General features: G+C 29.0%; 14 protein-coding genes and 1 pseudogene. 7 read left to right on the top strand and 8 right to left on the bottom strand.

The features are described 5' to 3' along the window. Positions 1-233 precede the first annotated feature (233 nt). The 4 genes from AC1B00_RS03585 to AC1B00_RS03570 are packed head-to-tail and all read left to right on the top strand — an operon-like array spanning position 234 to position 4,805. Positions 234-2,981, top strand: coding sequence for a cytochrome c biogenesis protein (locus AC1B00_RS03585; RefSeq protein ID WP_488848162.1), 2,748 nt, complete (start codon positions 234-236; stop codon positions 2,979-2,981). Beyond that, positions 2,978-3,394 carry a hypothetical protein gene (locus AC1B00_RS03580; RefSeq protein ID WP_488848160.1) on the top strand — a complete coding sequence of 139 codons (417 nt, stop codon included), beginning with the start codon at positions 2,978-2,980 and terminating at the stop codon, positions 3,392-3,394. The genes AC1B00_RS03585 and AC1B00_RS03580 overlap by 4 nt, the downstream gene beginning before the upstream one ends. Positions 3,395-3,397: 3 nt before the next feature. After that, complete coding sequence (gene surE, locus AC1B00_RS03575; protein WP_488848158.1) at positions 3,398-4,159, top strand: 5'/3'-nucleotidase SurE; 762 nt, start codon at positions 3,398-3,400, stop codon at positions 4,157-4,159. After that, on the top strand, positions 4,152-4,805 hold the full coding sequence (locus tag AC1B00_RS03570; RefSeq protein WP_488848157.1) for a tRNA threonylcarbamoyladenosine dehydratase: 654 nt from the start codon (positions 4,152-4,154) through the stop codon (positions 4,803-4,805). Before surE ends, AC1B00_RS03570 begins: the two co-directional genes overlap by 8 nt. A 5-nt stretch (positions 4,806-4,810) precedes the next feature. Here AC1B00_RS03570 and AC1B00_RS03565 read toward each other — a convergent pair whose 3' ends face one another. The 8 genes and pseudogenes from AC1B00_RS03565 to metK form a co-directional block, all read right to left on the bottom strand. Next, positions 4,811-7,459, bottom strand: coding sequence for a UvrD-helicase domain-containing protein (locus tag AC1B00_RS03565; RefSeq protein ID WP_488848156.1), 2,649 nt, complete (start codon positions 7,457-7,459; stop codon positions 4,811-4,813). Next, positions 7,456-9,645 carry a RecB family exonuclease gene (locus AC1B00_RS03560; RefSeq protein ID WP_488848155.1) on the bottom strand — a complete coding sequence of 730 codons (2,190 nt, stop codon included), beginning with the start codon at positions 9,643-9,645 and terminating at the stop codon, positions 7,456-7,458. Before AC1B00_RS03560 ends, AC1B00_RS03565 begins: the two co-directional genes overlap by 4 nt. Positions 9,646-9,653: 8 nt before the next feature. Next, complete coding sequence (locus tag AC1B00_RS03555; protein ID WP_488848154.1) at positions 9,654-11,111, bottom strand: type I restriction-modification system subunit M; 1,458 nt, start codon at positions 11,109-11,111, stop codon at positions 9,654-9,656. Positions 11,112-11,330: 219 nt separating this feature from the next. After that, complete coding sequence (locus tag AC1B00_RS03550) at positions 11,331-11,930, bottom strand: restriction endonuclease subunit S (protein WP_488848153.1); 600 nt, start codon at positions 11,928-11,930, stop codon at positions 11,331-11,333. Further along, on the bottom strand, positions 11,927-14,650 hold the full coding sequence (locus AC1B00_RS03545; RefSeq protein ID WP_488848152.1) for an AAA family ATPase: 2,724 nt from the start codon (positions 14,648-14,650) through the stop codon (positions 11,927-11,929). The genes AC1B00_RS03550 and AC1B00_RS03545 overlap by 4 nt, the downstream gene beginning before the upstream one ends. Positions 14,651-14,660: 10 nt before the next feature. Then, positions 14,661-16,932: pseudogene (gene hsdR / locus AC1B00_RS03540) on the bottom strand (EcoAI/FtnUII family type I restriction enzme subunit R). Positions 16,933-16,955: 23 nt separating this feature from the next. Continuing rightward, a complete protein-coding gene (locus tag AC1B00_RS03535; protein ID WP_488848151.1) occupies positions 16,956-17,843 on the bottom strand; it encodes a lactate/malate family dehydrogenase in 888 nt (295 codons plus the stop codon). Then, on the bottom strand, positions 17,840-19,039 hold the full coding sequence (gene metK, locus AC1B00_RS03530) for a methionine adenosyltransferase (RefSeq protein ID WP_488848149.1): 1,200 nt from the start codon (positions 19,037-19,039) through the stop codon (positions 17,840-17,842). The genes AC1B00_RS03535 and metK overlap by 4 nt, the downstream gene beginning before the upstream one ends. 105 nt (positions 19,040-19,144) lie before the next feature. Here metK and sstT point away from each other — a divergent pair, with 105 nt between their 5' ends. Genes sstT through AC1B00_RS03515 form a run of 3 tightly spaced genes read left to right on the top strand, consistent with a single transcriptional unit; the run spans position 19,145 to position 24,076 of the window. Continuing rightward, a complete protein-coding gene (gene sstT, locus AC1B00_RS03525) occupies positions 19,145-20,368 on the top strand; it encodes a serine/threonine transporter SstT (protein ID WP_488848256.1) in 1,224 nt (407 codons plus the stop codon). Position 20,369: 1 nt separating this feature from the next. Next, entirely contained in the window at positions 20,370-22,067 is a 1,698-nt protein-coding gene (locus AC1B00_RS03520; protein WP_488848147.1) for a M3 family oligoendopeptidase, read from the top strand. Further along, positions 22,064-24,076, top strand: coding sequence for an ATP-dependent helicase (locus AC1B00_RS03515; RefSeq protein ID WP_488848145.1), 2,013 nt, complete (start codon positions 22,064-22,066; stop codon positions 24,074-24,076). The genes AC1B00_RS03520 and AC1B00_RS03515 overlap by 4 nt, the downstream gene beginning before the upstream one ends. Positions 24,077-24,581 lie beyond the last annotated feature (505 nt).

Below are 24,581 nucleotides of genomic sequence, written 5' to 3'. Positions count from 1 at the left end.
TCTCCTTAAAAAATATTTTGGAACTAAAGTTTAGTCCATTTTCATTTAAAGCTTTCTTAAAAAAACTTAAAAAAATAAATATAATTTATAAATTTAAAATAAGATATAAATAGTATGAAATAAAATTTTGTAATTTTTCTATTTTTTAAGGCTTTTATTATAAAATAATAATTTAAGTTTAGATAATAAAATTTATCAACTAATAAAGATTTTAAAAATAAGGTTAGCAATTTATGAAGTTTTTTAATAAGATTTTTTCTTTAAAATTTAGTTTATTTTATATGTTTATATTCGCATTTTTGTGTATGATTGCAACTTTTGCTGAGAGCAAAAATGGCACAGCTTATGCAAATAGCTTGATTTATAATGCTTGGTATTTTTACTTAATTATGATTTTGTTATTTTTAAGCACAATTTTTTGTATATTTAAATATAAACTTTATAAAAATCTTTCATTATTTTTAATACATAGTTCTTTTATTTTTATTTTTATAGGTGCAGTGCTTACACATTTTTTTGGCTTTGAAGGGGTAATTCATTTAAGAGTTGATAATAAAGCTAACGAGATTAAAAGCACTAAAACCAAATTAATCTTAAAACATAATGATGAAATAATTAGCACGGATAATTTAAACGAAAGCCTAAAGCTAAATAATGCTAGTTTAAAGTTTTTAGATTTTAGTAATGAAGCAGGTCTTACTAAAGTAAAAAGCGATAATTTAAACGACCCAAGTTATTTAAAATTAAGATTTAACTTCGCAAGTGGATATAGCGATGTTGAGATTAATTATAATGATTGTCTTTTAGTTGGCAAAACTAATTTTTGCTTTAATAAAACAAGCTTAAATAATTATGTAAATTTTTATATTAAAGATAATGAGTTTTATGTAGCTACAAATGAAAAAATCAAATTCCTAAATCAAATTCTTGATTTTGATTTTAAGCTAAAAGATGGAATATATACTTTAGATGATTTTTCATTTTCTGCTTTAAATTATTTAGTTCATTCAAAAGACGCTCTTAGTATGAGTGGGGGTAATTTACAAGCAATTAAAGTGGAATTTAAAATAGGATCATCAAAAGAAAATATAATCCTAGCTCTAAATGATAGTATTAAAATAAATGATTATGAAATATTGTGGAGCCAAGAAAGCTTAAAGCTTGATTTTGATATTTATCTAAAAAGATTTAATCTAATAACTTATGCAAACAGCAATAGTCCAAAAGATTATGAGAGCGAAATTGTAATAATTGATAAAGATAAAAACATTCATACAAAAATCGCTATGAATAAAGTGCTTGATTATAAAGGCATTAGGTATTTTCAGCATTCATACGATGAAGATTTAAAGGGCTCAATTTTAAGTGCGAATAAAGATTTAGGCAAAACCCCTACTTATATAGGATATTTTTTATTATTTTTAGGCTGCTTTTTAAATCTATTTAGCAAAAAAACCATAAGCTATTTTAAGGCTTTAAGCTTAGTATTTTTAGTATTTTTTAGCACTAATTTAAGAGCAAATCATATAGATAATTTAAACACTTTAATTATTCAAGATTACAATGACAGATTTTTGCCATTTTATTCATATTCAAAAAATTTATGCAATAAAATAGGCTGTCCTGATATATCTAATGCAAGTAGCGAGATTTTTAGGCTAATTAGTGATGTTAATTATGTAAATGAAGCAAGATTAATAAAGGTAAAAAATCCTAAATTAAGAGAGTTTTTAAACTGCGAAAAACAAGCAAAATTTAGCGATTTTTACGAAGGCTCAAGCTATAAATTAAAAGATGAGCTTAAAAAAACTTATGCAAAAGGCGAAGCAAATTTTAATGATTATGATAAAGACTTAATTAGAGTTGATGAAAGCGTAAATATTCTTTATTTAATTTTCACAGGAGAATTATTCAAAATATTGCCAAACGAAAATCACTTGCAAAGCCCATTTGCAAATAATGTAAGCTTAGAAAATCAAAAGCTTGTAAATGATTATTTAAGCGCATTATTAATTGCTAAAAAAACAAACAATTATGATGAAGCTAATATTGCTTTAGAAAAAATCAAAAATCTTCAAAAAATGCAAGATTTTTTACCTAGCGAAAATCAAATAAAAGCTGAAATATTTCTTAATAAATATGATGTTTTTTATAATCTATGTTTAGCTTATTTGATATTATTTTTCATATCTTTATTTTTTATAAGTAATAAAAGCAAAATCATATTTTATTTAAGCTTAGTTCTTTTTATAATTCATCTAGCCTTAATCATTACAAGGGGTTTTGTGGCTGGATTTGCTCCGCTTAGCAATACTTATGAGAGTTTAATTTATATTGCTTTAAGCTCTGTTTTTGCTGGACTTGTATTTAGAAAAAATCTCTTGCTAAGCTTATGTTTATTACTTAGCGTTGCTGTATTAATGACTGCTCATTTAAACGATATAAATCCACAAATTACAAACCTAATTCCTGTTTTAAATTCCCCTTATCTTAGCATTCATGTAAGCTTAATTACAGCTTCTTATGGCTTTTTTGCTTTGAGTGCTTTGATTGCATTTGTAAAATTAGTTTGTATTATCATAAAACGACCTTACGAAAAAGCACTAATTCAAATGCATTTAGCAAATCTTTTAGGTTTATTATTATTAGTTTGTGGCAATTTCTTAGGCGCTATTTGGGCGAATGAATCGTGGGGAAGATACTGGGGCTGGGATTCTAAAGAAACTTGGTCTTTAATTAGTATTTTAATTTATGCAATATTAGTTCATTTAAAATTAAAATCAGAACTTATTAAAAGTTTGCTTAGCTTATGGAGTTTTGGCTCAATTTTAATGACTTATTTTGGGGTTAATTATTATCTAGTTGGCAAGCATTCTTATGCAGGAGAACAAAGTAATTTCAATTCACCTATGTGGCTAATAATTAGTGTTTTAATATTGCTAATCTTTAGTTTAGTTGCAGTTTTTAGGAGTAAAAAATGAAAGCTTTTTTAATATTAATAGCACTTTTTTTTATTGCTTGTAATGATGAAAAAATTGATGAAAATTACTTAAATACTCCACTTAAATGCTCTATAAATAAAGATATTTGTGAAGTTAGCTTTAAAGGAAAGCAAATTAGCTTTGAGATACTAAACCGCCCTATTCGTTTTATGGAAGAATCTAAATTAATAATTAAAGGCTTACCTAAATACGATAATCTAAGCCTTAATTTATACGGGCTTAATATGGATATGGGAGTAATAAAAGCTGATTTTATACGCTTAGAAAATGGTGATTATGAAAGCATTTTTGTAGTAAGCTCATGCTTATTAAGCACTATGAGATATAGATTAGAATTATTAAATAATAATAAAAAAATAGGCTTATTTATAGATTTTGATATGAAAAGGTAAAATATGAGAATACTTCTTACAAACGATGATGGATACGACGCAGCAGGTCTTATTGCTCTTAGAAAAAGGCTTAAAAAAATTAAAGATTTAGAAGTTTTTGTAGTAGCTCCTTGGTCTAATAAAAGTGCATGCGCACATTCGCTAACCCTAAATCACCCACTAAGCTTTGTAAAAATGAAGAAAAATTATTATGCTTTAAAAGATGGCACTCCGAGTGATTGCGTAAATCTTGCATTTTGCACTATTTTTAAGGACAAATTGCCTGATTTAGTAGTAAGTGGGATTAATAATGGAGCAAATCTAGCCGAAGATATCACTTATTCAGGCACGGCAGCTGCTTGTATGGAAAGCGTTTTATGTGGAGTAAATGCTATTGCTTTTTCACAACTTTACGAAAAAGAAGTAGATTTTAAGCGTTCAAGCAAACTTGCCGTTAAATTAATCTTAAAATTACTTAAGATGAATCCACTTAAAAAAAGAAGATTTTTAAATGTAAATTATCCAAGTTGCGAGAGTGATTATAAAGGTTATAAAGTTTGTAAAATGGGTAAAATGAGATATGTATTCTCAAGCAAAATGCAAAAAAATCCTAGGGGCTTAGAATATTATTGGCTAGATAGTTTGTATGATTTAAGCAAGGTAAAAGCAAGTAATGATGATATTGATTTCGTAAGACGTGGCTATGCAAGTATAACCCCAATAAAGCTAAACCTAACAGCAAAAAAAGAAATAAAAAAAGTTAAGAAGTGGCTAGAAAATGAATGATAAATATACAAGGTCAAGGCTTTTATTTGCCGAAAATTACGAAGAATTAACAAATAAAAAAGTTTTAATCTGTGGGCTTGGTGGCGTTGGTGGAATGTGTTTTAGCTCACTTGCTAGAGTTGGGATTAATGTAAGCGGAATTGATAAGGATTATTTTGATATAACAAATTGCAACCGCCAACTACATTCTGAAAATACAGGGCTTAGTAAAGCTAGTGTTTTTGCTAAGTTTTATAATGCAAATTGTTATGAGCTACTAATTACTAAAGAAAGCTTTTTAGAGTTTTTAAAGGATAAAGAATTTGATTTAGTGATTGATTGTATTGATGATGTTAAGGCTAAGTGTGATTTGGCTGAAATTTGCTATGAAAAAGGAATTAAATTTATTAGCTCTGGTGGAGCTGCAAAAAGAATTGATCCTACAAAAATAAAAATTGCTAACTGGGATAAAACCAAAATGTGTGCTTTAGCTAAAGCTGTTAGACTTGAGCTTAAAAAACGCAAGTTTAAAGGTAAGTTTAAAATGACTTATAGTGAAGAAGAGCCTATGTGTCAAGGTTTAGGCTCGTTTATGGGAATGACAGGCTCAATGGGGCTAATGCTTTCTTCTCTTGCTATTAAAGAACTTTCAAAGAATTTGAAATAGGAATTTCAAATTCTTTTTATATTAAAACTTTCATTTTCATAAAACACTACATAAGAGCTAATTTTATGATTAGAAAAATTAGTTTTTATAAAGCTTTCATAAGTTTTTAGCTGTTTTTCATAAGATTTATTAAAAAATGAGCTTTTATAATCAATTATCTTAATCTCATCATCACTAATAGCTAATAAATCTATTCTATTCACTTTATTCTCATACAAAAAGTTATATTCTTTAACCAAATTATGATTTTTGATTAGTTCTTTAAACTCCACGCATTTAAGCAAATCTTCGCAAAGTTTTTTTAATTTATCAAAATCCACTTGATTAAACTTATTATATGCAAGTCTTAAGCACTCATTTAAACTTTCATCATTAAAATCGCTTAATTCACAAAAATAGTGAAATGCGTTTCCTAGCATAATCGCATCAGTGCTAAACTCTTTAGCCTTTACATTTTGAAGTGGCACGCAAGGATTAAACTCATAGCTGATATTTATAACACTTGCTTCATTTTCTTTATATCTAAAATTAAGCAAATCATCATCTAAGCTCTCATTAGTAATTTCAGCATAATTAATCCCATTAAGCCCAGCTCCTTCATTCATAACGATACAAAGTGAGCTAATCGCTCTTGTATAAGCTACATAATAGGTATTTATCTCATCATTTTTTTTCGTGTTTTCATAAATTTCAAGCTTTTTTGCATAATCTTTATCATATACACATCTAAGATTTCTAATAGCACTAGCGTCTTTTTTAAAGCCATACCATTTGTGGCTAGAAAAATCATATTCAATTTTAAGCCCTGTATCATGTGGAGCATTTTTACTTAAATGAACGCAGATTAAATGCTCAAATTGTAAGCCTTTACTCTTATGAATTGTCATAATATTTATGCCTTTTGCTTCATTGCTTGATGCAAGTTTGCTGCTAAGATTAAAAATAGTATCTAAAAAATCTTTAGAGCTAATATCATCTAAAAACTCTAAAACATATTCATCTTTACATAAATCAAGATGAGTGATTATTTCGTTATAAATCTCATAAGCACTTTTTGTAATATCAATTTTAAGCTTTGAATAATCCTTGCCTAGCACAGACTTTACAAAATAGCCATAAATTTCATCTTCTAAAAGAGAGTATTTAGCAAATTCTATTAAAACCCTAACGCTCATTTTTGAAACCAACAAAGAATTATTATTTACATTAGTTTTTAAGCCAAATTCATTTAAAAAATTAGCTATTTCATTTGCATTTGCATTATCTCTTGTAAGTATGCAAATATCATCTAATTTTGCTCCATTTTGTAGCAAACTTGCAATTTTTTTATAAACATCACTTAAGTAATTTTCGGTGATTATTTTGCTTACAGCTCCGTTTTCTTTACTTGCAACTAATTGCTCGTAATAATCATCATAAAGATTTTTAAAATTATTATTTACAAACTCTACTATGGCTTTTTTACTGCGATAATTGGTATCAAGATTTTGCAAGGTTATATTATAGGTTTTGTTTTTGTGAAATAAATCAAATACTTCTTGCTTAGCACCCCTAAATGAATAAATTGATTGCTTTTTATCTCCTACATAAAAAAAGCTTTTTTGCTTATCATCTATGCCAATTCCAGCCACTATTTCTTCAACCAAAGGCTTAATTATTTCATATTGAATAACTGAAGTATCTTGAAACTCATCTATTAAAAGATGGCTTAAGTTTGAGTTAAGTCTAAAATAAAAAAGGTCTTTTAAATCCTTATTTTGCAATATTTTATGAACATAAATCGCAACATCACTAAAGCTTAAAATATTTTGCTCTTTATGATAGTTTTTCGCAACTTCGCTAAATTTATCTAAGTAATTAAAGCATAATTTTAATTGATTGCTTTCTAAAAAGCCGTAATATTTAGCAACGATTGATAATAATTCTTCATAAGCAGCTGCAAAAGTTGGCAAATCTAGGGCTTTTTGCACATTTGATTTACTAGCGTCTAAAAGTGAGCTAGAAAGTAAAGAATTTAAATCCGTAATTTTGCCAAGCCATTCATCAACTTTTTTATTCGCTCCAGTAAAATTATCTTTAAGCCTTAAAAACTCATCAAAAGGGCTAATAATTTCTATATCATTTATGATTTTTTCGCCTGTGTAATTTAAATATAAACTCTCAAGCCAGTTTAAAAAATCTCCTAAGCTCATATTAAAATCTTTTAAGTCTTTTACTAATTTTATGGCTTCATTTGTATCTAAAGACTTTAAAAACTCTTCTTTAATGTCTAAATAATCAATTAATTCCGCATCAACGCTTAAGCCCTCATGAGTTGCAAAAAGCCTTAAAATCTTAGAAAAAAAGCTATCAAAAGTATAAATCCTAAGCTCATCTTCTTTAAAGTTTTTTAAGAATTTATTTCGTGTATTTATGATTTGCTCTGCACTTAAGCCTAATGAATCTTGCAAAACTTTTAGTTCAGCAGCTCTATTTTCAAGATTTAAAAATACATTTGTAATTCTTTCTTTCATCTCATTTACAGCTTTTTTTGTAAATGTAAGAGCTACTATATCATTAATACTAGCACCACTTAAAACTAGAGCAATATATCTAATACTTAAGGTAAATGTCTTGCCACTTCCAGCACTTGCTGATAATGCGATATGTTTCATGCTCTGTCCTTTTTATTGATTATTAGATGATAATAGCCGTAAGCGTTTTCGTTTTTATCTAAAATAAAGCCATCTTTTAGCGTTGCGATATCGTTTTCAATTTCTTTAGATAATTTATCAAATCTATTGCATTCAAGCACAGCCCCACGAGTGCTTTTTAGATAAATTAAAGCTGTTTGTATTAAAGGCTTATCTAAAAGCATTGCATAAAATGCTAATTGTTTTTCATGATTTTTACTTGAGTTTGGCTTGTTTGAAGTCTTATAATCAATTATTAGCTCATCATTTATTCTATCAGCAATCCCGTAGGCATTAATGTTTGCGATTTTACCCGAGATTTTTTCTTCACATTTTGCACTTGGCTGATTATTATTAATATAATACGCGATTTCATCTAAATTATCGTATATTAAAGCATAATCAATAGGGCTTAAATTATCTTTTAGCTCTTTTTCAAATTCCGATTTCAAATTCTTAAAATCAGCATTTTGAAAAAACTCATGAACCTTTAGCCCGATTGCTGCTTTTTCGTTTAAATTACTTGGCTCGCTTAATTTTAAAATATACTTTAAATAATATTCATAAGGCGAGTTTAAATAGCATGATAATCTTGAAAAACTCAGTGGCTCTGCAAAAAAATCATGATTTTTTATAAGTTCTAAATCAGGCTCAAGTATGTTTTCATTTGCTTTTGTTTTGCCATTAAATGCCTTTAAAAACGACTCTATAAGCCCTTTTTCATCTACGATTTGTTTTTGGCAATTAAAATCTTTTAGCATTCTAGCAGGTGATTTTTCTTCGTTTTCAAGGTATAAAACAAAAACTTCCTTAGCATTAAAAAGCTCTTTATAATAATGTCTTTGTAAATTTTCTCTATCAGCATAGCTAATTAGCCCAGCCTTTGTGCGAACTGCGTTGTTTAAAAACATTTCATTCACACTTCTTTTTGGCACTAAATCATCGTTAAAATCAAGAACGATTACTATATCCTTACTCATTCCACGACTTTCTAGCACTCCTAGAGCATCAACATTTCCGCCGTTTGTATGAGAAATTTTAATGTTATTAGCGTCAAGTAGTTTTATAATTTGCGAAAAGTCTAATTTAAACTCATCATTTAAAAGCTTTATTTCATTTAAGCGATTTTTTAAGATTTCTTTAACTTCAGCGTTTTTACTAAGGCTTAATAGTTGTTCTTTTAATTTATCAAAATCATTTTTATTAAGCTCAATACAACCCAGCAATTTTTTTTGTAAAGTTGCTATTTCATCTTCGTTTAAAATAGCATTTAGTTTTTGTGCGATTTCGTTTGAGTTTAGCCCACTTGCTATATTTAAATAATTATGAATATCAAGAGCTTTTAAGCTACTTGCAACACTTTCATCTGGCATAATAAGTGCGATTTGTTTATCATCTTGATAATATTTTGAAATTAAACTAAGTGCATAAATGTATTGATAAATTGAGCTTTTAAACGAAGCAGTTTTTATAGTGTTATTATAATTTAGCCCAGTTTGCTCTAAGATTTGCCAAGAATTATTAAAGCTTAAAGTATAAGTATGATTTGGCTTAAAGTCTATTTTAAAAGATTTTTTTAATAAATTTGCGTTGTAATCGCTTATATTTGTGATGATTTTTACATTAGTTTCATTTGATAACTTTTCAAAAAACTCTAATTCATATTGCTTTAAAAAGCCGTTTAAATAAAAGGTAATTGATTTAAATTGATTTAATAAAAAATAATTAGGTCTAAGCTCATTAATCGTTATATCATCATATAAATTTTGGCTATCTAGTTCATTTTTATAATGCTTTAAACACTCTTCTAAAATGTCTAAATATTCATCAAAAAAGCTATATAAATCATTATTTCTTAAATCATTTATGCTTACTTTTTGGCTATTTAATTCGCTAAAAAATGAGAATAAATATTCTTTATTTTTTAAAAAACTTAAAAAATCATTTGAAAAATTAAGCTTTTTATAATCTTTAGTTTTATTACAAGCCCTATTCATTGCGATGATTTGCTCTACTTCAGTCGCTCTTCTTTTATCATTTATCGCGTAATCTTGAAAAAATTCATTAATGCTAATCGTAGTCGCAAAAAAACCATCATTTTTAAGATTTTTTATATAATCTTTTATCTGCCTTAAATTAGAAAATATAATCAAGTCTTTTTTAATCATCTTAATTCCTATTTCAAATTCTTTAAAAGTTCGTTTGATTTTTCTAGGTTTTTGCTAAGTGAGCTTAGAATTTCATCTACACTTCTTAGCTCTTTTTCTTCTTTTATGTTTGGATTTTTTGCACTTAAATCATAGTTTTTACTAGCAAGTTCGCTTTTACTTACAAGCCAAGAATTATCAGTGATTTTACGCTCTTTAACACAAGCTAGAAAATCTTTAAAATGCTCATATTCTAAAGGCTTATTTTTAGTGAGTTTATAAGGTGGCACTAGCTCATAATAATACACCTCATCACTATCATTTAAAAACCTTTTACCAAGCGAGAAAAACAGCACATTAGTCTTTACAGCACTATAAGGCAAAAACACCCCGCTAGGAAGGCTTAAAACGCACTCTAAATTATACTCATTTACCAAATCTTGCTTTACACTAGTAAAAGCGTTTGAGTTTTGAAACAGCACTCCTTCAGGCACTACCACAGCACATCTGCCATTTATCTTAAGGCTTTTTAGGATATGTTGTAAAAATAATAGCTCAGTGGCGTTTGATTTTACTAAAAAGTTGTTTTGGATTTGCTCTTTTTCTTTGCCACCAAATGGTGGATTTGCTAGGATTATTTCATATCTATCATCTTCGCTTATATCGGTGATTTTTTTATTTAGCGTGTTTGTTTTGATGATATTTGGAGATTTTATGCCGTGTAAAATCATATTCATCACACCCATTGCATAGCTTAGCGGGGTCTTTTCCTTGCCGTGCAAGGCGTCATTTTGCATAAAATCTATCTCATCATTGCTAAGGCTTGTTTTATCTCTCATCACATGCAAAAAGCTCTCACACAAAAATCCACAGCTACCACAGGCAGGGTCATACACACGCTCATTTGCCTTTGGGTTTATCACTTCAACGATAGCTTTTATAAGTGGTCTTGGGGTATAAAACTCCCCACTATTTCCCCCATCACTCCCCATATCTTTTAAAAGCTTTTCATACACTAGGCTTAATGCAAACGCATCATCATCTTTGCTAAAGCTACATTCATCAATGATATTTATGATATCTCTTAGCGTGTGTCCGCTGCTTATTCTGTTGTCAATATTTTCAAAAATACCGCCGATTTTATACTCAATGCTTTTAAAATCATCGTTATTTTTAAAGCTTTTTAGATAGACAAAAAGTTCATTATTTACAAAATTAGTCAAATCATCACCGCTTAGGGCGTTTTTGGTATCTAGTGTGCCATCTTCTTTTTTAGGTGCTGCCCAACTGCTCCACGCAAATTTGCTTTCCAGTATGCTTACATACTCCTTATCATCATAAAACGCCTTTTCTTCAAGCTCTTTTTCATAATCATCTAAGAATTTTAAAAATAGTATCCAGCTAATTTGCTCCGTATAATGCATAGCCCCACTTATGCCATCATCACGCCTTAAAATGTCTGTTATTTGGTCTATTTTGTTTTGCATTTTTGTCCTTTTATATCTTTTTGATATGTTAATTTTTTAACATATTAGGCTTTTATGTTAAAAATTACGAGATTTTTTAACATATCAAGCTTAAAATTTATTTCGTGTATTTTTAACTCAAATGTAACTTGTTTGAAATTATAAACAAACGAAATTCCTAATTCAAATTCCACTTCCAAACAAACGAAATTTAAGCTAAATTACGGATTTAAATTCCACTCACAACCCACCCTTAAAGGCTAAGTCTAGTAAGCTTTCTTTTAACTCTTCATAATCTTTTAGCCTTTTTGTATAAAGCTCTTTTAGCTCTTTTATGGTATTTGCTTTGCTTTCTAGCTCTTTTGCGATACGCTCTTGCTCTTCTAATGGTGGTAATGTTATTGTAAGCTTTGAAAATTCTTTTTTATTTAAAATAGGTAAGGTGGTTTTAGGTGCTTGTAAAAACATTGTTTTTTGAAAGCTAGGTGAAATGCAAAAATAATAAACATATTCTGATAATAAATTATCGTTTGGGATTATTGCGTTTATTTGTTGGTTGCAACTACCTTGAACCCTAGTCAGCCCAACCTTACCAAGCGAGCCTATACATACTACAAGTATGGTTTTTGGTGGTAATTGTCTAGCGTTTTTAAAGCCTAATGATGAAAGATTGTCTCCTGCTGTTGTAAGCTCATATGTACTATCAAAATCACTAGGCTTAAAAAATGGATAATCATTGCCATAAAAATCCAAGTTCTTTTTGCTTGGAGTGTTGCCCGTTACTATTGTGGCAACTTCTTCAAGCTTTTTAACTTCCCAACCATTCGGTAATTTTGTCATTTATCACCTTTTTGTTCTAACTTATTTTCTGTTCCAACTGTTGCTTTACTTATACTTCTTTCTAAGGCTTTAAATTGTTTCTTATCATTTTTTTTCATTACTTTTAAAAGAAAACTAGCTATTTCTTTAGCCTCTTTTATATCAATAGGTTGCATCCCTCTATCTAACATATCTCTTAAATGTGAATATTCATTTTGATATCTATTTATAATACTCGCTATTATTTTTTGACTTCTTTCAAGATTATCATTTTGATATGTATCGTGAATAAATCTTTCAATTTGTTCCCTATCTAAGCTTTCAAAATTATTTGGGTATTTAAAAAATAAATAAATTTCAAGGAATTTTCTTAGATTATTTCCAAAATTATAAACAAGAGTAGCTTCTAAATCTTCATTTTCTACATCATTTATATATCTAAAATTATAAATTTGTTCAAAAAGATAATTAAATTCTGTTGTGTACTTTTCTAAGTATTTAGGCAATTTTTTAATCTCACTTGTTTCTATATCTTCATGAATATTTTTTTCAATCAAATAATATTGTGGATAATAATATTCGGTTTTATCTTCATCGTTTTGTTTAGGTTTGCTTTTCTTTAACCTTTTTAAATATTTTAAAAATTCCAAATTATGAGTAGATATAAATATTTGATTATCAAATTCTTTTCGTATTATCTCATTCTCTATAAGAGAAAAAATAAAAAAGATATGGTTATTATCAAGGCTTGAGATAGGGTCGTCAATCCAAATTATAGGCTTTAAGGTATTATCTTCCGCTTTTAAAATCGCTATAAAATAGCAAAAAGCTACCAAATTACATTCGCCTTCGCTTAGGTTTTTTGCTGGTTTTTTGTTTCTTAAAATAGTAAAAGTTTGCCTTTCATTACTATCTTCTCCAATCTCAATTTCTAAAGCATTATGTCCAAAATATGATTTTAAATATTTATTTATATTTTTTACTGACAAATCAAGGTGAGAAAGAATTTTTTGTTTGGCTTTAATTTCATTTTTTTGTTCTTTTATTTTTTCCTTAACTGTAGCAATATTATTCTTTAATCTATATTTTTTATTTTCAAGATTTTTTATATCTATTATTTTTATTCCATATTTACTATCAAAATAATATTGTATTATTTCTTCATATCGCAAAACTTCAAAAGTTTTTAACTTTTCTTTTTCTAAGTTTTCTCCATACATATTGTTTGTATTGCATATTTTATCTATAAGTTGTAAAACAGAAAATACACCTTTTGTGTTATCAAATATGTTGTTTAAAATTATCGGTTCATAAACATTTTTTAATTTTTTTTCTATATTTGATTTTATTAAGGTAAGGGATTTATTATACTTTTTAATTCGTGTTTGTAATGTTTTAACCTTTTTTTCAAAATTTAATTGTAAATGAGAATAAAAATTATATTTTGTAAGTTTATTTAATAGATATTCTTCATTAAGCATTGACTTATTAATTTTATTTTGAATATTTTTTAATGAATTTTGCAATTTTTGAACTTCTTCTATTTTAAAATTTATAATATTTTCTAACTCACCCCATCTTTCTTTTGATAGGTTATTATGACAAAATTTACACATATTATTATCGTTATTATGTATTGCAACTCCATCTTTTAACCAATTTCTAAGTTCAACAGTTATATTAAAGTGATCGATTATTTTTGTAGATAATAATAATTTTACTTTTTCTAAAATTTTTGAAAATACTTCATTGCTAAAATTAATTTTAAAATCAATTTTTTCTAATTTTTCATATTTAATTATTCTTATTAATTCTTCTTTTTCAATGTTATTTATAGTAAAAGAGTTGTTTTTTAATTTTTTCATCAAATGCTTTAACTCAGATAATAATTTATCATAATTGTAGCTAATCTTGATATATCTACCAATAGAGCTAACATTAATTTCATTAATAATATATTCTAATTCTTTATTTTTTTGTTTTGTTGTTTCAGAACTTACTTGCCGTTGCGCTTCTATTTTTTTATACTTATTATTTTGTTTTATTAGTTTATCATATAAATTTTCCAATTCTTTAATATCGATAACTTTTCTCAATAAATCTGTTTGCATATAATATTCTAAGACATACTTTAATTCTCTTTTTAAATCTGGCTTATTATATGTTTTACCATGTTCTACAAGATATCGATTTGCACTAATATTTTTTGCTTTATCTGTTAATGCTTTTTCTAAATCATTCTTCTTTTTATTTAAATCATTGCTCACCAATTCGTATTCTTTTTCTAAAATTTCTAATTCTAAATACAAACCACTTGCGTTTTCTTCATTAGAGCTTTTTTTACCAAGCTTATTTTCTAATTCTTCTATTTCTTTAAGTAGATTTGTATTTTTTTCTCCTAAAGTTTTAAATCCTTTTATATCTCCATTGTCATCATATAAATAGCTTAGGTTGTCCTTTATAAAATCACTATTATAAACCTTAATGTTTAGTGAGTGATTTTCTATATCTTTTTCAGTGATTTCACCATTTTCTAAAGATATTTTAAAGCTAGAACCGCCAAAGTCTTTATGAATATTTTTAAGTTCAAAACTTCTAGCTATCCTTGAAAGGGTAGTTTTGCCTGAATAATTACGACCATAAATAATATTTATTTTATTAAAATTATATTTTTCATCAGTCCATTTCCATTTAAAATCTTTATAAGAACCAAAATTAATTTCTTTAAATTGCTTTATCATTTAATCTCCTTTATACCCTAAAAAGCTCTTCTTGGAGCTTTTCAAAACTTGCCTTGAGTAGCTCTTTTGAGCCAAAGCCTTGTGCGATTTTGTCCTTATCTAGCGTGCTATTTGTTAGCAAGGTGCCAAGTCCTGCGTCAAATTCTTTTATGCCAAATCTTTCGTATTTATCAAGCAAAAAATTCATAAAAGCCAAAGCATTATCATCTTTGATATCCTTTATAAACTCCGTATTTTTAAGACTTTGCACTCTGTCCTTTCTGCTCTTTTTAAACGCCCCAAAACTAAGATAAGCAAACACATCATACAAATCACAATCATCAGCATTTAGTATATGCTTTAGCTCTTCTAGGTCTTCATCACTTATGCCATTTGCTTCTAAAGTCTTTAAAAACTCAAGCCTAGTTTTTTTTCTCACTCCAAATTTGCCTTAGCATTTGCTCGTTTGCTACGACTGCTCTAACTTTGCCTAGCACTGCTTCTAAAAACTCTTTTGTATCTAGTGGGATATCATCATTTAGGATGTATTTTGTCTCTACCTTTTCTAGTCTTGGGTATTTGCCAAGATATACCACTGGCTTATCTTTGCTTGGCTTTTTTGAGATTTCTTTCGGTTCTTTTTCTTCTTTGCTCTTTGGCTTTAGCTTGATAGGCTCATCACTCATCATCTCGCCGTCCCACTCGCTATCATAAAAAAGCTCGGTTGAGTTAGTAAAATCAATTATCGTGAAAAAATCCTTGCCTTTATAAACTCTAGTTCCTCTACCTATGATTTGTTTAAACTCTACCATAGATGCGATGTTTGAAAGCAAAACTATATTTCTAACATTTCTAGCATCTACTCCTGTGGTTAGCATTTTTGAGCTTGTGAGTATCACTGGGTAGGCTTTGTCATTGTCTTGAAAAAGGTTTAGATAATCAAGCCCGATTTTACCTTCATCACTAGTAACCCTTACGCAATAGTCGTTGTGATTTACGCTTTTGTGTTTATCAATGTAGTGTCTTATTTCACTTGCGTGTTTTTGATTAGCACAAAAGATGATGGTCTTATCCATAGAATCTTCCATATTTTCTAGGATTAGCCTTGCTACTAGGTCGTTGTAGGCTGGTATGCTTATGTTTTTTTCAAACTCGCTAAATTTATAGCATGGTTTTTCTAGCTCTCCTTTTACTATATCGCCAGTGCTATAAATATAGCCATCGCTTAGGCTTGTGCTTAGCTTTTTTACCTTATACGGGGTCAAAAATCCATCGTTTATGCCGTCTTTTAGGCTGTATTTATAGATACTTTCGCCAAAGTATTTGTAAGTATCCACATTATCATCTCTTTTTGGTGTGGCTGTTAAGCCTAGTTGGGTTGCACTTTCAAAGTATTTTAAAATCTCTTGCCATGAGCCGTTTTCGTTCGCTCCACCCCTATGACACTCATCAATGATTATAAGGTCAAAAAAGTCTTTTGGAAATTTAGTATAAAACTCATTGTAATTTTTGTCTTCACTTGCTAGGCTTTGATATATGCCAAAATACACATTTGCACTTTTTATCATGCCGTCTTTTTGGCTTGATTCTAGGCTAACGCAGTCATTTTCTATGGGGTTAAACTCTCCTAAGGCTTGATTTCTTAGGCTTATTCTATCGCATAGAAAAAGGATTTTTGGTTTTCTTTTGGCGCTATCTTTGTTCCATCCAGCGTTAAGTAGTCTTGTAACTATCGCAAAGGCTATCGTGGTCTTGCCTGTGCCTGTGGCTAGGGTTAGAAGCATTCTTGATTTGTTTTGTAAAATGCCTTTTATCACGCTATCAACGGCTATTTTTTGATAATATCTTAGCTGTTTGTTTTCTACTACAAGCTCTTTTTGGCTTAAAAGGTTTTGCTTTGCTAACTCGCCAAAGGTTTTTTGGTATAGTTCATCAGGGCTTGGGAATTCATCTATAAATTCGCCCTTTGATAAATGCATATCATACTCATAAAGCTCACGCCCATTGGTTGAATATACATAGCGGATATTTAGGATTTTGGCATATTCTTTGCCTTGCTGTAAGCCGTCAAGGCAGCTTTTGCCTATCCTTTTGGCTTCTATTATTGCAAGGTTGTTGTTTTTATGATGTAGTAAATAATCAGCGAATTTTCTAGCCCCACGCTTACCGCCGATTAGTATCCTACCATCGGTGAAATAATACTCTTTCTTAATGTTTTCCCTAAGCCACCCAGCGTTTTCTAATTTTATGTCAATATATTTTGTTCTAGTTTCGTTTTCTAACAATTTTAACCCCTTTAATATCTTAAAGGTATATTAAACAAAAATTATAAAAAATTAACAACTGAGTTTATGGTTTTTAAAATATAGTTTTTTGAAATTTCTAACTTTTCTTTTTCGCTTTCGCTTAGGTTTAAATCAAGAACTTTTTTAATCCCACCTTTGCCTAAAATAACAGGGCGAGAATAAGCTAAATTGCCTTGAACGAAACTTAAAGGAGTGATTAAATTCTCATCATCTTTAATAGCCTTAATAATTCTTGCAATCGTACTTCCTATTCCAAATTCCGTTTTGCCTTTAACCTTAAAAATCTCTCCGCCTTTAAAACGAGCTTTATTTTCAATTTCTTCTAAATTTAAATTAAATTCGCTTATATTTTTACCCGCAATACTAGCATTACTAGCATATAAAAACTGAGTATCTCCATGCTCTGCTAACATATAAGCATTTATATTTTTATACGAAACATTAGTTCTTTTTGCTATCTCAATCTTTACTCTTGCACTATCTAGGGTAGTTCCTGTTCCTATTACTTTTGTAGCATCAATTTTGCTTAATTTTTGAGCATAATAAACTATGCTATCGTTTGGATTAGTAGCGATTACAAAAATACCTTTAAAACCATCTAAACCTTTAATGATTTCTTTTAAAGGTTCATAATTTGCCTTAAGCTCAAGCGTTCTATCAGGCTCAATACAAGCTGTATAAGCTAGAACAATAACATCACATTTAACTAATTCGCTTAAATTATTTGCTGCAATTATTTTAGAATTTGAATTCGTATATTCTAACGAATCTTCAAGATCTTGCATACTTGCAAGTGCAAGACCTTGAATCTTATCAAACAAATAAAGTTCGTTTGCTATATTGCAACTTGCAATCATAAAAGAAGCTGCACTGCCAACTGCACCTAATCCAACAACTCCTACTTTCATTTCGCTAAACTTTTAAAAATCTCAACGCTATCAAGCTTTTCCCAAGGATATGATGCAACGCCAACTTGTCCGTAAGTTGCCACATCAGCATAAGAAAATCCTGCTTTGCTTGGCTCATCTAATCTAAATTTTTCTTTAATCCATCTAGGAGTTAAAGCGAAATTGCTTTCAACAAATGCACTTAAAATATTATCATCTACACTTGTATTTGTTCCCATACAATCAACATTTACGCTTGTTGGTTTTGCAATACCTATTGCGTAACTAATTTGCACTATGCACTTTTTAGCTAAGCCACTTGCTACGATATTTTTTGCAATGTATCTTGCAGCATATAGCCCACTTCTATCAACCTTAGTATAATCTTTAGAACTTTGTGCTCCGCCACCTATTGGGCTATACCCACCAAAGCTATCTACTATTAGTTTTCTACCTGTAAGACCACTATCATGAAGGCTTGAGTGATTTACATAGCGACCCGTTGGATTAATATAAATAATGCAATCATTTTTATTAAATAATTCTTTTGGCAAGCCTGAGTTTTCTATTAAACTCATAATTTTTGTGCGAACCTCATCAAGACTTAAAGAGCTCACACTTGGAGCTGAAACTACTATTGTATGGATTTTTTTAGGCTTACAATTTTCGTAATTTTCTTTGCTCTCATAATCAATTGTAACTTGAGTTTTAATATCAACTCCAAACTCATGCGGATTATTTAGAGCGTATTCATAAACTTTATTGCAAATTAATCTTGCATAATAAATTGCAGCAGGCATAAATTCAGGCGCTTCACTACTAGCAAAGCCAAACATCATACCTTGATCTCCTGCTCCTATTTCGCCGTCTTTTTGATCAACACCTTGATTAATATCATTACTTTGTTCGTTTAATAAAACTTGCACTTTAACATCACTTGGGTGTAAGCACTCAGCCTTGCTAAAATATGAATCTTCTTTATAACCTATCTTAATTAAAGCGTTTTTTACTAATTCTTCGTATTCTTCTTGACTAACTTTTAAATTTGATTTGATTTCTCCGCCGATTATTACATTTTTACCAGCTACGAATACTTCGCTTGCTACACGAGCATTTTTATCATAGTTTATATGCAAATCAACTATGCTATCAGCAATGATATCAGCACATTTATCAGGATGACCCGCACTAACTACTTCACTTGTAAATAAATACATTTATTATCCTTTATAATAAATTTTTGCTTAATTTTAGCCTTTATAGTTAATGTTTTGTAAGAGTGATTTGCTATATTTTTTCCTTTTTAAGGAGAGTTTATGAGTATGCTAAGTTCAGTTATTACAAGGTATAAAAGCACTAATTTAATAGTGCAAATACTAATAGGCATTATTTTAGGTGTTATTGTTGGAATTTTTGTTCCTAGTTTGGTTGATTTTACTTCACTTTTGGGTAATTTTTTTATAGGTGCATTGAAAGCTATTGCTCCCATTTTAGTATTTATTTTAGTGCTTAGTGCGATTTCTACTAGAGAATACGGAGATGGAACAAAGAAAATTAAAAAAGTTATAATTTTATATTTAATAGGAACATTTTTAGCTTCTGTTTGCGCTGTTATAGCGTCATTTTTATTCCCTACAAAACTAATTTTAGAAATCCCACAAAATACTGATTTGATCCCACCTAGTAGTGTTATTAAAGTATTTCAAGATTTATTATTTAGTATGGTTGAAAACCCTGTAAAAGCCTTAGCTAACGGAAATTATATAGGTATTTTAACTTGGGCAATTGCAGCAGGAATTGCACTTAAGACTTGTTCAAAAGAAGTAAAAAGAGTTTTTATAGATATTAACGAAGGAACTATTAAAATCGTAGCATTTATTGTTCGCTTAGCACCATTTGGAATCTTTGGACTTGTAAGCTCAAATATAGCAAGAACAGGAATTGAAACAATGGCAAATTATGCGATGTTATTAGTAGTTTTGGTTGGCACTATGCTATTTGTAACATTTGTAATAAATCCTTTAATAGTATTTTTTGTAACTAAGAAAAATCCTTATCCTTTGGTTTGGGTTTGTTTAAAACATTCTGCAATTTATGCTTTCTTTACTAGAAGTTCGGCTGCAAATATTCCTGTAAATATGGCACTTTGCTCAAAAATAAATGTAGATAAAGAATTATATGGAGTTTCAATTCCACTAGGTGCAACCATCAATATGGCAGGAGCAGCTGTAACCATTGCTATATTAGCACTTTCGGCTGTGCATACTCTAGGAATTAATGTAAGCTTTACTCAGGCATTATTATTAAGCTTTTTAGCTGCATTTGCTGCTTGTGGGGCTAGTGGGGTTGCTGGGGGTTCTTTACTTTTAGTTCCACTTGCTTGCTCGTTATTTGGAATAAGCGATGATATTGCTATGCAAGTAGTTGGAGTTGGCTTTATAATAGGTGTTATTCAAGATAGCGTTGAAACTGCACTAAATAGCTCAACTGATGTGCTATTTTCTGCGATTTGCTCTGATACACAAATAGATTTAAGTAGGGTTTAAAATGGAATGGGATTTAAGCATAATTTATAAAAATAAAGAAGACTTATATGATAATTTAAAAGATTTAGAAAAAAGAGCCGATGATTTTGCTAGTAAATATGAAAACAAGCTTAACGAATGCGTGGAATTTGAAATAGGAATTAAAGAATTAGAAAATATTTACGAAGGACTTAGCAAGGCTGGTGCTTATGCTTATTTAAACTTTGCAAAAGATAGCTCAAACGGAGCATTTTTGCAAGAAATAAGCGAAATTTGTACGAAAATTTCTTCAAAATTAGTATTTTTTGAAATTGAGTTTTGTGAACTTGAAAACGCACAAGAAATTGCAAACAAAAGTAACGAATACTCATATATGCTAAATAACTGGCTAAAGAGCAAAAAATATCAGCTAAGCAAGAGTAACGAGCAAATATTTATGAAAATGAGCGTAAATGGAAATGAAGCCTTTTCAAGATTATTTGATGAGTATTTAAGCAATATTACTTTTAAGCTTGATTTAGAAAAAATTAGCGAAGAAGAATTGCTAAGCAAACTTTATAGTCCTGATAGAGCTTTAAGAAAAAGAGCTGCCGACGCACTTACAAAAGGACTTAAGAAAAATATCAAAACTCTAAGCTTTATTTTTAATATGATTAAAAATCATCACAAAACCGAATGCGAATTAAGAGGATATGAAAATCCTTTAAGAGCAAGGAATTTAAGCAATCAAATAAGTGATGAAAGCGTTATGAGTTTAATCAAAGTTGCTGAAAGCAATTATCATTTAGTAGAAAAATATTATAATAAAAAGCGTGAAATTCTAGGCTTAAAAGAGCTAAAAGATTATGATAGATACGCACCGCTTTACTCTGACGCTAGCAATGATTGGGATTTTGAAAAGTCTTGTAAAGTTGTAAAAGATACATTTAATAAATTTAGTCCAAAATTTGCTGATATTATGCAAAAAGCTTTGGATAATCATGCACTTGATGTATATCCAGCTAAAAATAAGCGTGGTGGAGCATTTAGCTATGGTATAAATCCACAACCATTCGTAATGCTAAATCATACAAATAATAGAAGAGATTTATTTACCTTAGCTCATGAATTAGGACATTTAATTCATCAAAGTTTAGCTGGGCAAAAGCTTGGATATTTTAATGCAAACACTCCATTAACCACAGCTGAGACTGCTAGTGTATTTGCTGAAATGCTAACTTATGACGCTATTAAAGATACGCTTAGTGCAAAGGAGAAAAAAGCACTTCTAGCAAGTAAAATTGAAGATATTTTCGCAACATTTTTTAGACAAATTAATTTTACAAATTTCGAAATTGCTTTACATAATCACGAAGGCGAATTAAGTGTAGATGAGCTTTGCGATTTATGGTTAGCTGAAGGGCAAAAAATGTTTGGCTCTAGCGTAAAATTACACAAAAAATATAAATATTGGTTTAGCTATATTCCGCATTTTATACATTCGCCGTTTTATTGCTATGCGTATTCTTATGCGCAATTATTAGTTTTAGCTTTATTTGGACTTTATAAGAGTGGAAAATGCCCTAATTTTGTGGATATTTATACTGAGTTTTTAGCAAGTGGGGGTTCTAAATCACCAGCCGAATTAGTTGCTCTTTTTGGTCTTGATTTAAATAGTGATGAGTTTTGGCAATTAGGTATAAATGAAATTTCAAAAATGGTTCAGGAGTTTTGTGAATGAGTTATTTAGATAAACTAAATCCCGCTCAAAAAGAGGCGGCTACTTTTGTAGATGGAAGTTTGCTAATTTTAGCAGGTGCTGGAACAGGTAAAACCCAAACTATGATTAGTAGATTAGTTTATCTAATAAGTGAAGTTGGAATTAGTCCTGAATCAATCTTAAGCCTTACATTTACAAATAAAGCTGCAGCTTCTATGAAAGAGCGAGCAGTTTCAATGCTAAATGATATTGGCTTTAGTGGAAATTTGCCAACTCTTAGCACATTTCATAGCTTTGGAATGGAGTTTTTGAGTGAATATATAGAATTACTTGATGGGCGTAGAAGAAAAAATTATAGGCTAATTGATACTGATGATAAAAAAGACATTATAAAAAGCCTAGTCTTAGATAAAATTAGGCTAGATGATATTAATTTCTTAGTAAAAGATAAAAAAGATAAAGAAATTTTAAAAGAAGAAAGAGAATTTTTAAACGATGAAACAAGAAAAGCTCTTGCTTATATAGAAGAAGTAAAAAATACTTTGGAATTTGAAACAGCAAATACAAATCACGAAATATATATAAAATACGAAGAAATTTTAACTAGAGATAATTTAATTGACTTTGATGATTTAATCATTTTACCGCACGATATTTTAAAGCAAAACCTTGCAACTGCAAAAAAAGTTAGCGAAAAATACTCTTATATAATGGTAGATGAGTATCAAGACACAAACCTAGCTCAATTAAAATTATTAAAGCTACTTTGCACGGCTCATCAAAATATAGTAGTAGTTGGCGATGATGATCAAAGCATTTATTCATTTCGCCATGCAAGGGTGCAAAATATCTTAGGTTTTGCTGATGATTTTAAGGGTGCAAAGATAATAAAACTTGAAGAAAACTATAGAAGCACGAAAACTATATTAACTCATGCAAACAATGTAATCTCAAACAATAAATCAAGATATGGAAAAGAGCTTTTTACTAATAATAAAATAGATGATGATATTACTAGACTTGAAAATTATCATGAAGTAGTTTATGAGATAAAAAAACTTATAGAAAACGATGTAAAACCTAGTGAGATTTGTATTATTTATAGAATGAATATGAGTGCAAACTTCATTGAACCTAGGCTAATTAGTGAAAATATTCCCTATAAAGTGATAGGCTCGGTGCCGTTTTTTGAAAGAGCTGAGATAAAACTGCTTTTAAATTATTTAAGGCTTTATATTAATCATAATGATAATTTAGCTTTCAAAAAAATCATAAATATGCCTAAAAGAAAGTTCGGTGAAAAAGCCTTAGAAAAGCTAGAGGCAAACGCTACTAAGCTTTCTTTACTTGAGAGCCTAAAGGATAATCTAGCAAGTTTTAAAAATAAAGAAATTAATGATTTTGTGGAGCTTTTTACTAACACACAAGATAAATTTGCTTTATTTTTAAATAAATTATTAGGCTTAGAAGTTCATAAATTATTTGATAATGTAAAGGCAAGAGAAGAAAACTGCTCGGTGTTTTTTGATATTATTAGAAGAGAATGTGGCTTTAATGCTGATATTACTAAACTTACTAATTTTTTAAACAAAATCATCTTACAAGAGCAAATCCTAAAAGAAAGTAATGAGTGCATAAATCTTTTAAGCATACATGCTAGCAAGGGGCTTGAGTTTTCTTATGTATTTTTGATTGATTGTGATAATGGCAAAATGCCTTGTGCTTTTATGGGTGGCGGGGTTGATATTGAAGAAGAGCGAAGGCTTTTATATGTAGCAATTACTAGAGCTAAAAAGAAATTTTATTTTCAATACGATTTAACAAATCCAAGTATTTTTGTAAGCGAGATAATGCTTATTAAAGCAAAAGAAGAAGTAAAAGAAGAAAGCTCAGAGTTTAAAATAAATGCTTTAGTATCTCATAAATTATTTGGCATAGGCAAAGTAACAAATGTAGAAAACAACACAATCAGCGTTAATTTTCAAGGAAATATAAGAAAATTAAACAAAAGCTTTTTAACTCTTATTTGAAATTACACAAATCGTAATTTCAAATTCCTATTTTAAATTCTACAAATTTCTATCACAAAAATAAAAGAATTTAAACTAAGAATTTCAAAGTAATTTTGTGAGCGTTAGTGAACAAAATTACAGTAAAAAATAATGGAAAATTGCCGTTAAAAAACTCATTTGGCTTTTTATGAGCGTAAGCGAATAAAAAGGTTATGAGTTTTAGGCAATTTTTCTGGGTAGTAGCGTTGTCAGTGGATGGGAAGGGGTTTAAGGGGAAGGCAAGGTTCGACTTCGCAATTCAAGTCTCCTTCCCTTCCCCTTAAATAATTTAAAAAATATCTCAATTCAAAAAAACAATCACTAAAAAATAAAACTTGAAATTCCTATTTTAAATTCCTTAATTTTTTCAATGTATTTTTCAAGATAAATTCCTTATCAATTTTTTATCAAATTAACCGATATAAGTTAAATAAAGGAGAATAAAAATGGATTTAAGTATTTGCGATATGGGAGGGTTCTTAAA

This window comes from Campylobacter sp. DY7, from assembly GCF_057802535.1.
Note: the sequence above shows the minus strand (reverse complement) of the source record. Positions and strands in the feature narration are given on the sequence as shown.

Bases quoted from the DNA above. Each gene is read 5' to 3' on its own strand.
- sstT (WP_488848256.1), top strand. From the start codon at position 19,145: ATGCTAAGTTCAGTTATTACAAGGTATAAAAGCACTAATTTAATAGTG.
- surE (WP_488848158.1), top strand. From the start codon at position 3,398: ATGAGAATACTTCTTACAAACGATGATGGATACGACGCAGCAGGTCTT.
- AC1B00_RS03520 (WP_488848147.1), top strand. From the start codon at position 20,370: ATGGAATGGGATTTAAGCATAATTTATAAAAATAAAGAAGACTTATAT.
- AC1B00_RS03515 (WP_488848145.1), top strand. From the start codon at position 22,064: ATGAGTTATTTAGATAAACTAAATCCCGCTCAAAAAGAGGCGGCTACT.
- AC1B00_RS03570 (WP_488848157.1), top strand. From the start codon at position 4,152: ATGAATGATAAATATACAAGGTCAAGGCTTTTATTTGCCGAAAATTAC.
- AC1B00_RS03585 (WP_488848162.1), top strand. From the start codon at position 234: ATGAAGTTTTTTAATAAGATTTTTTCTTTAAAATTTAGTTTATTTTAT.
- AC1B00_RS03580 (WP_488848160.1), top strand. From the start codon at position 2,978: ATGAAAGCTTTTTTAATATTAATAGCACTTTTTTTTATTGCTTGTAAT.
- AC1B00_RS03555 (WP_488848154.1), bottom strand. From the start codon at position 11,111: ATGCAAAACAAAATAGACCAAATAACAGACATTTTAAGGCGTGATGAT.
- AC1B00_RS03550 (WP_488848153.1), bottom strand. From the start codon at position 11,930: ATGACAAAATTACCGAATGGTTGGGAAGTTAAAAAGCTTGAAGAAGTT.
- AC1B00_RS03545 (WP_488848152.1), bottom strand. From the start codon at position 14,650: ATGATAAAGCAATTTAAAGAAATTAATTTTGGTTCTTATAAAGATTTT.
- AC1B00_RS03535 (WP_488848151.1), bottom strand. From the start codon at position 17,843: ATGAAAGTAGGAGTTGTTGGATTAGGTGCAGTTGGCAGTGCAGCTTCT.
- AC1B00_RS03560 (WP_488848155.1), bottom strand. From the start codon at position 9,645: ATGATTAAAAAAGACTTGATTATATTTTCTAATTTAAGGCAGATAAAA.
- AC1B00_RS03565 (WP_488848156.1), bottom strand. From the start codon at position 7,459: ATGAAACATATCGCATTATCAGCAAGTGCTGGAAGTGGCAAGACATTT.
- metK (WP_488848149.1), bottom strand. From the start codon at position 19,039: ATGTATTTATTTACAAGTGAAGTAGTTAGTGCGGGTCATCCTGATAAA.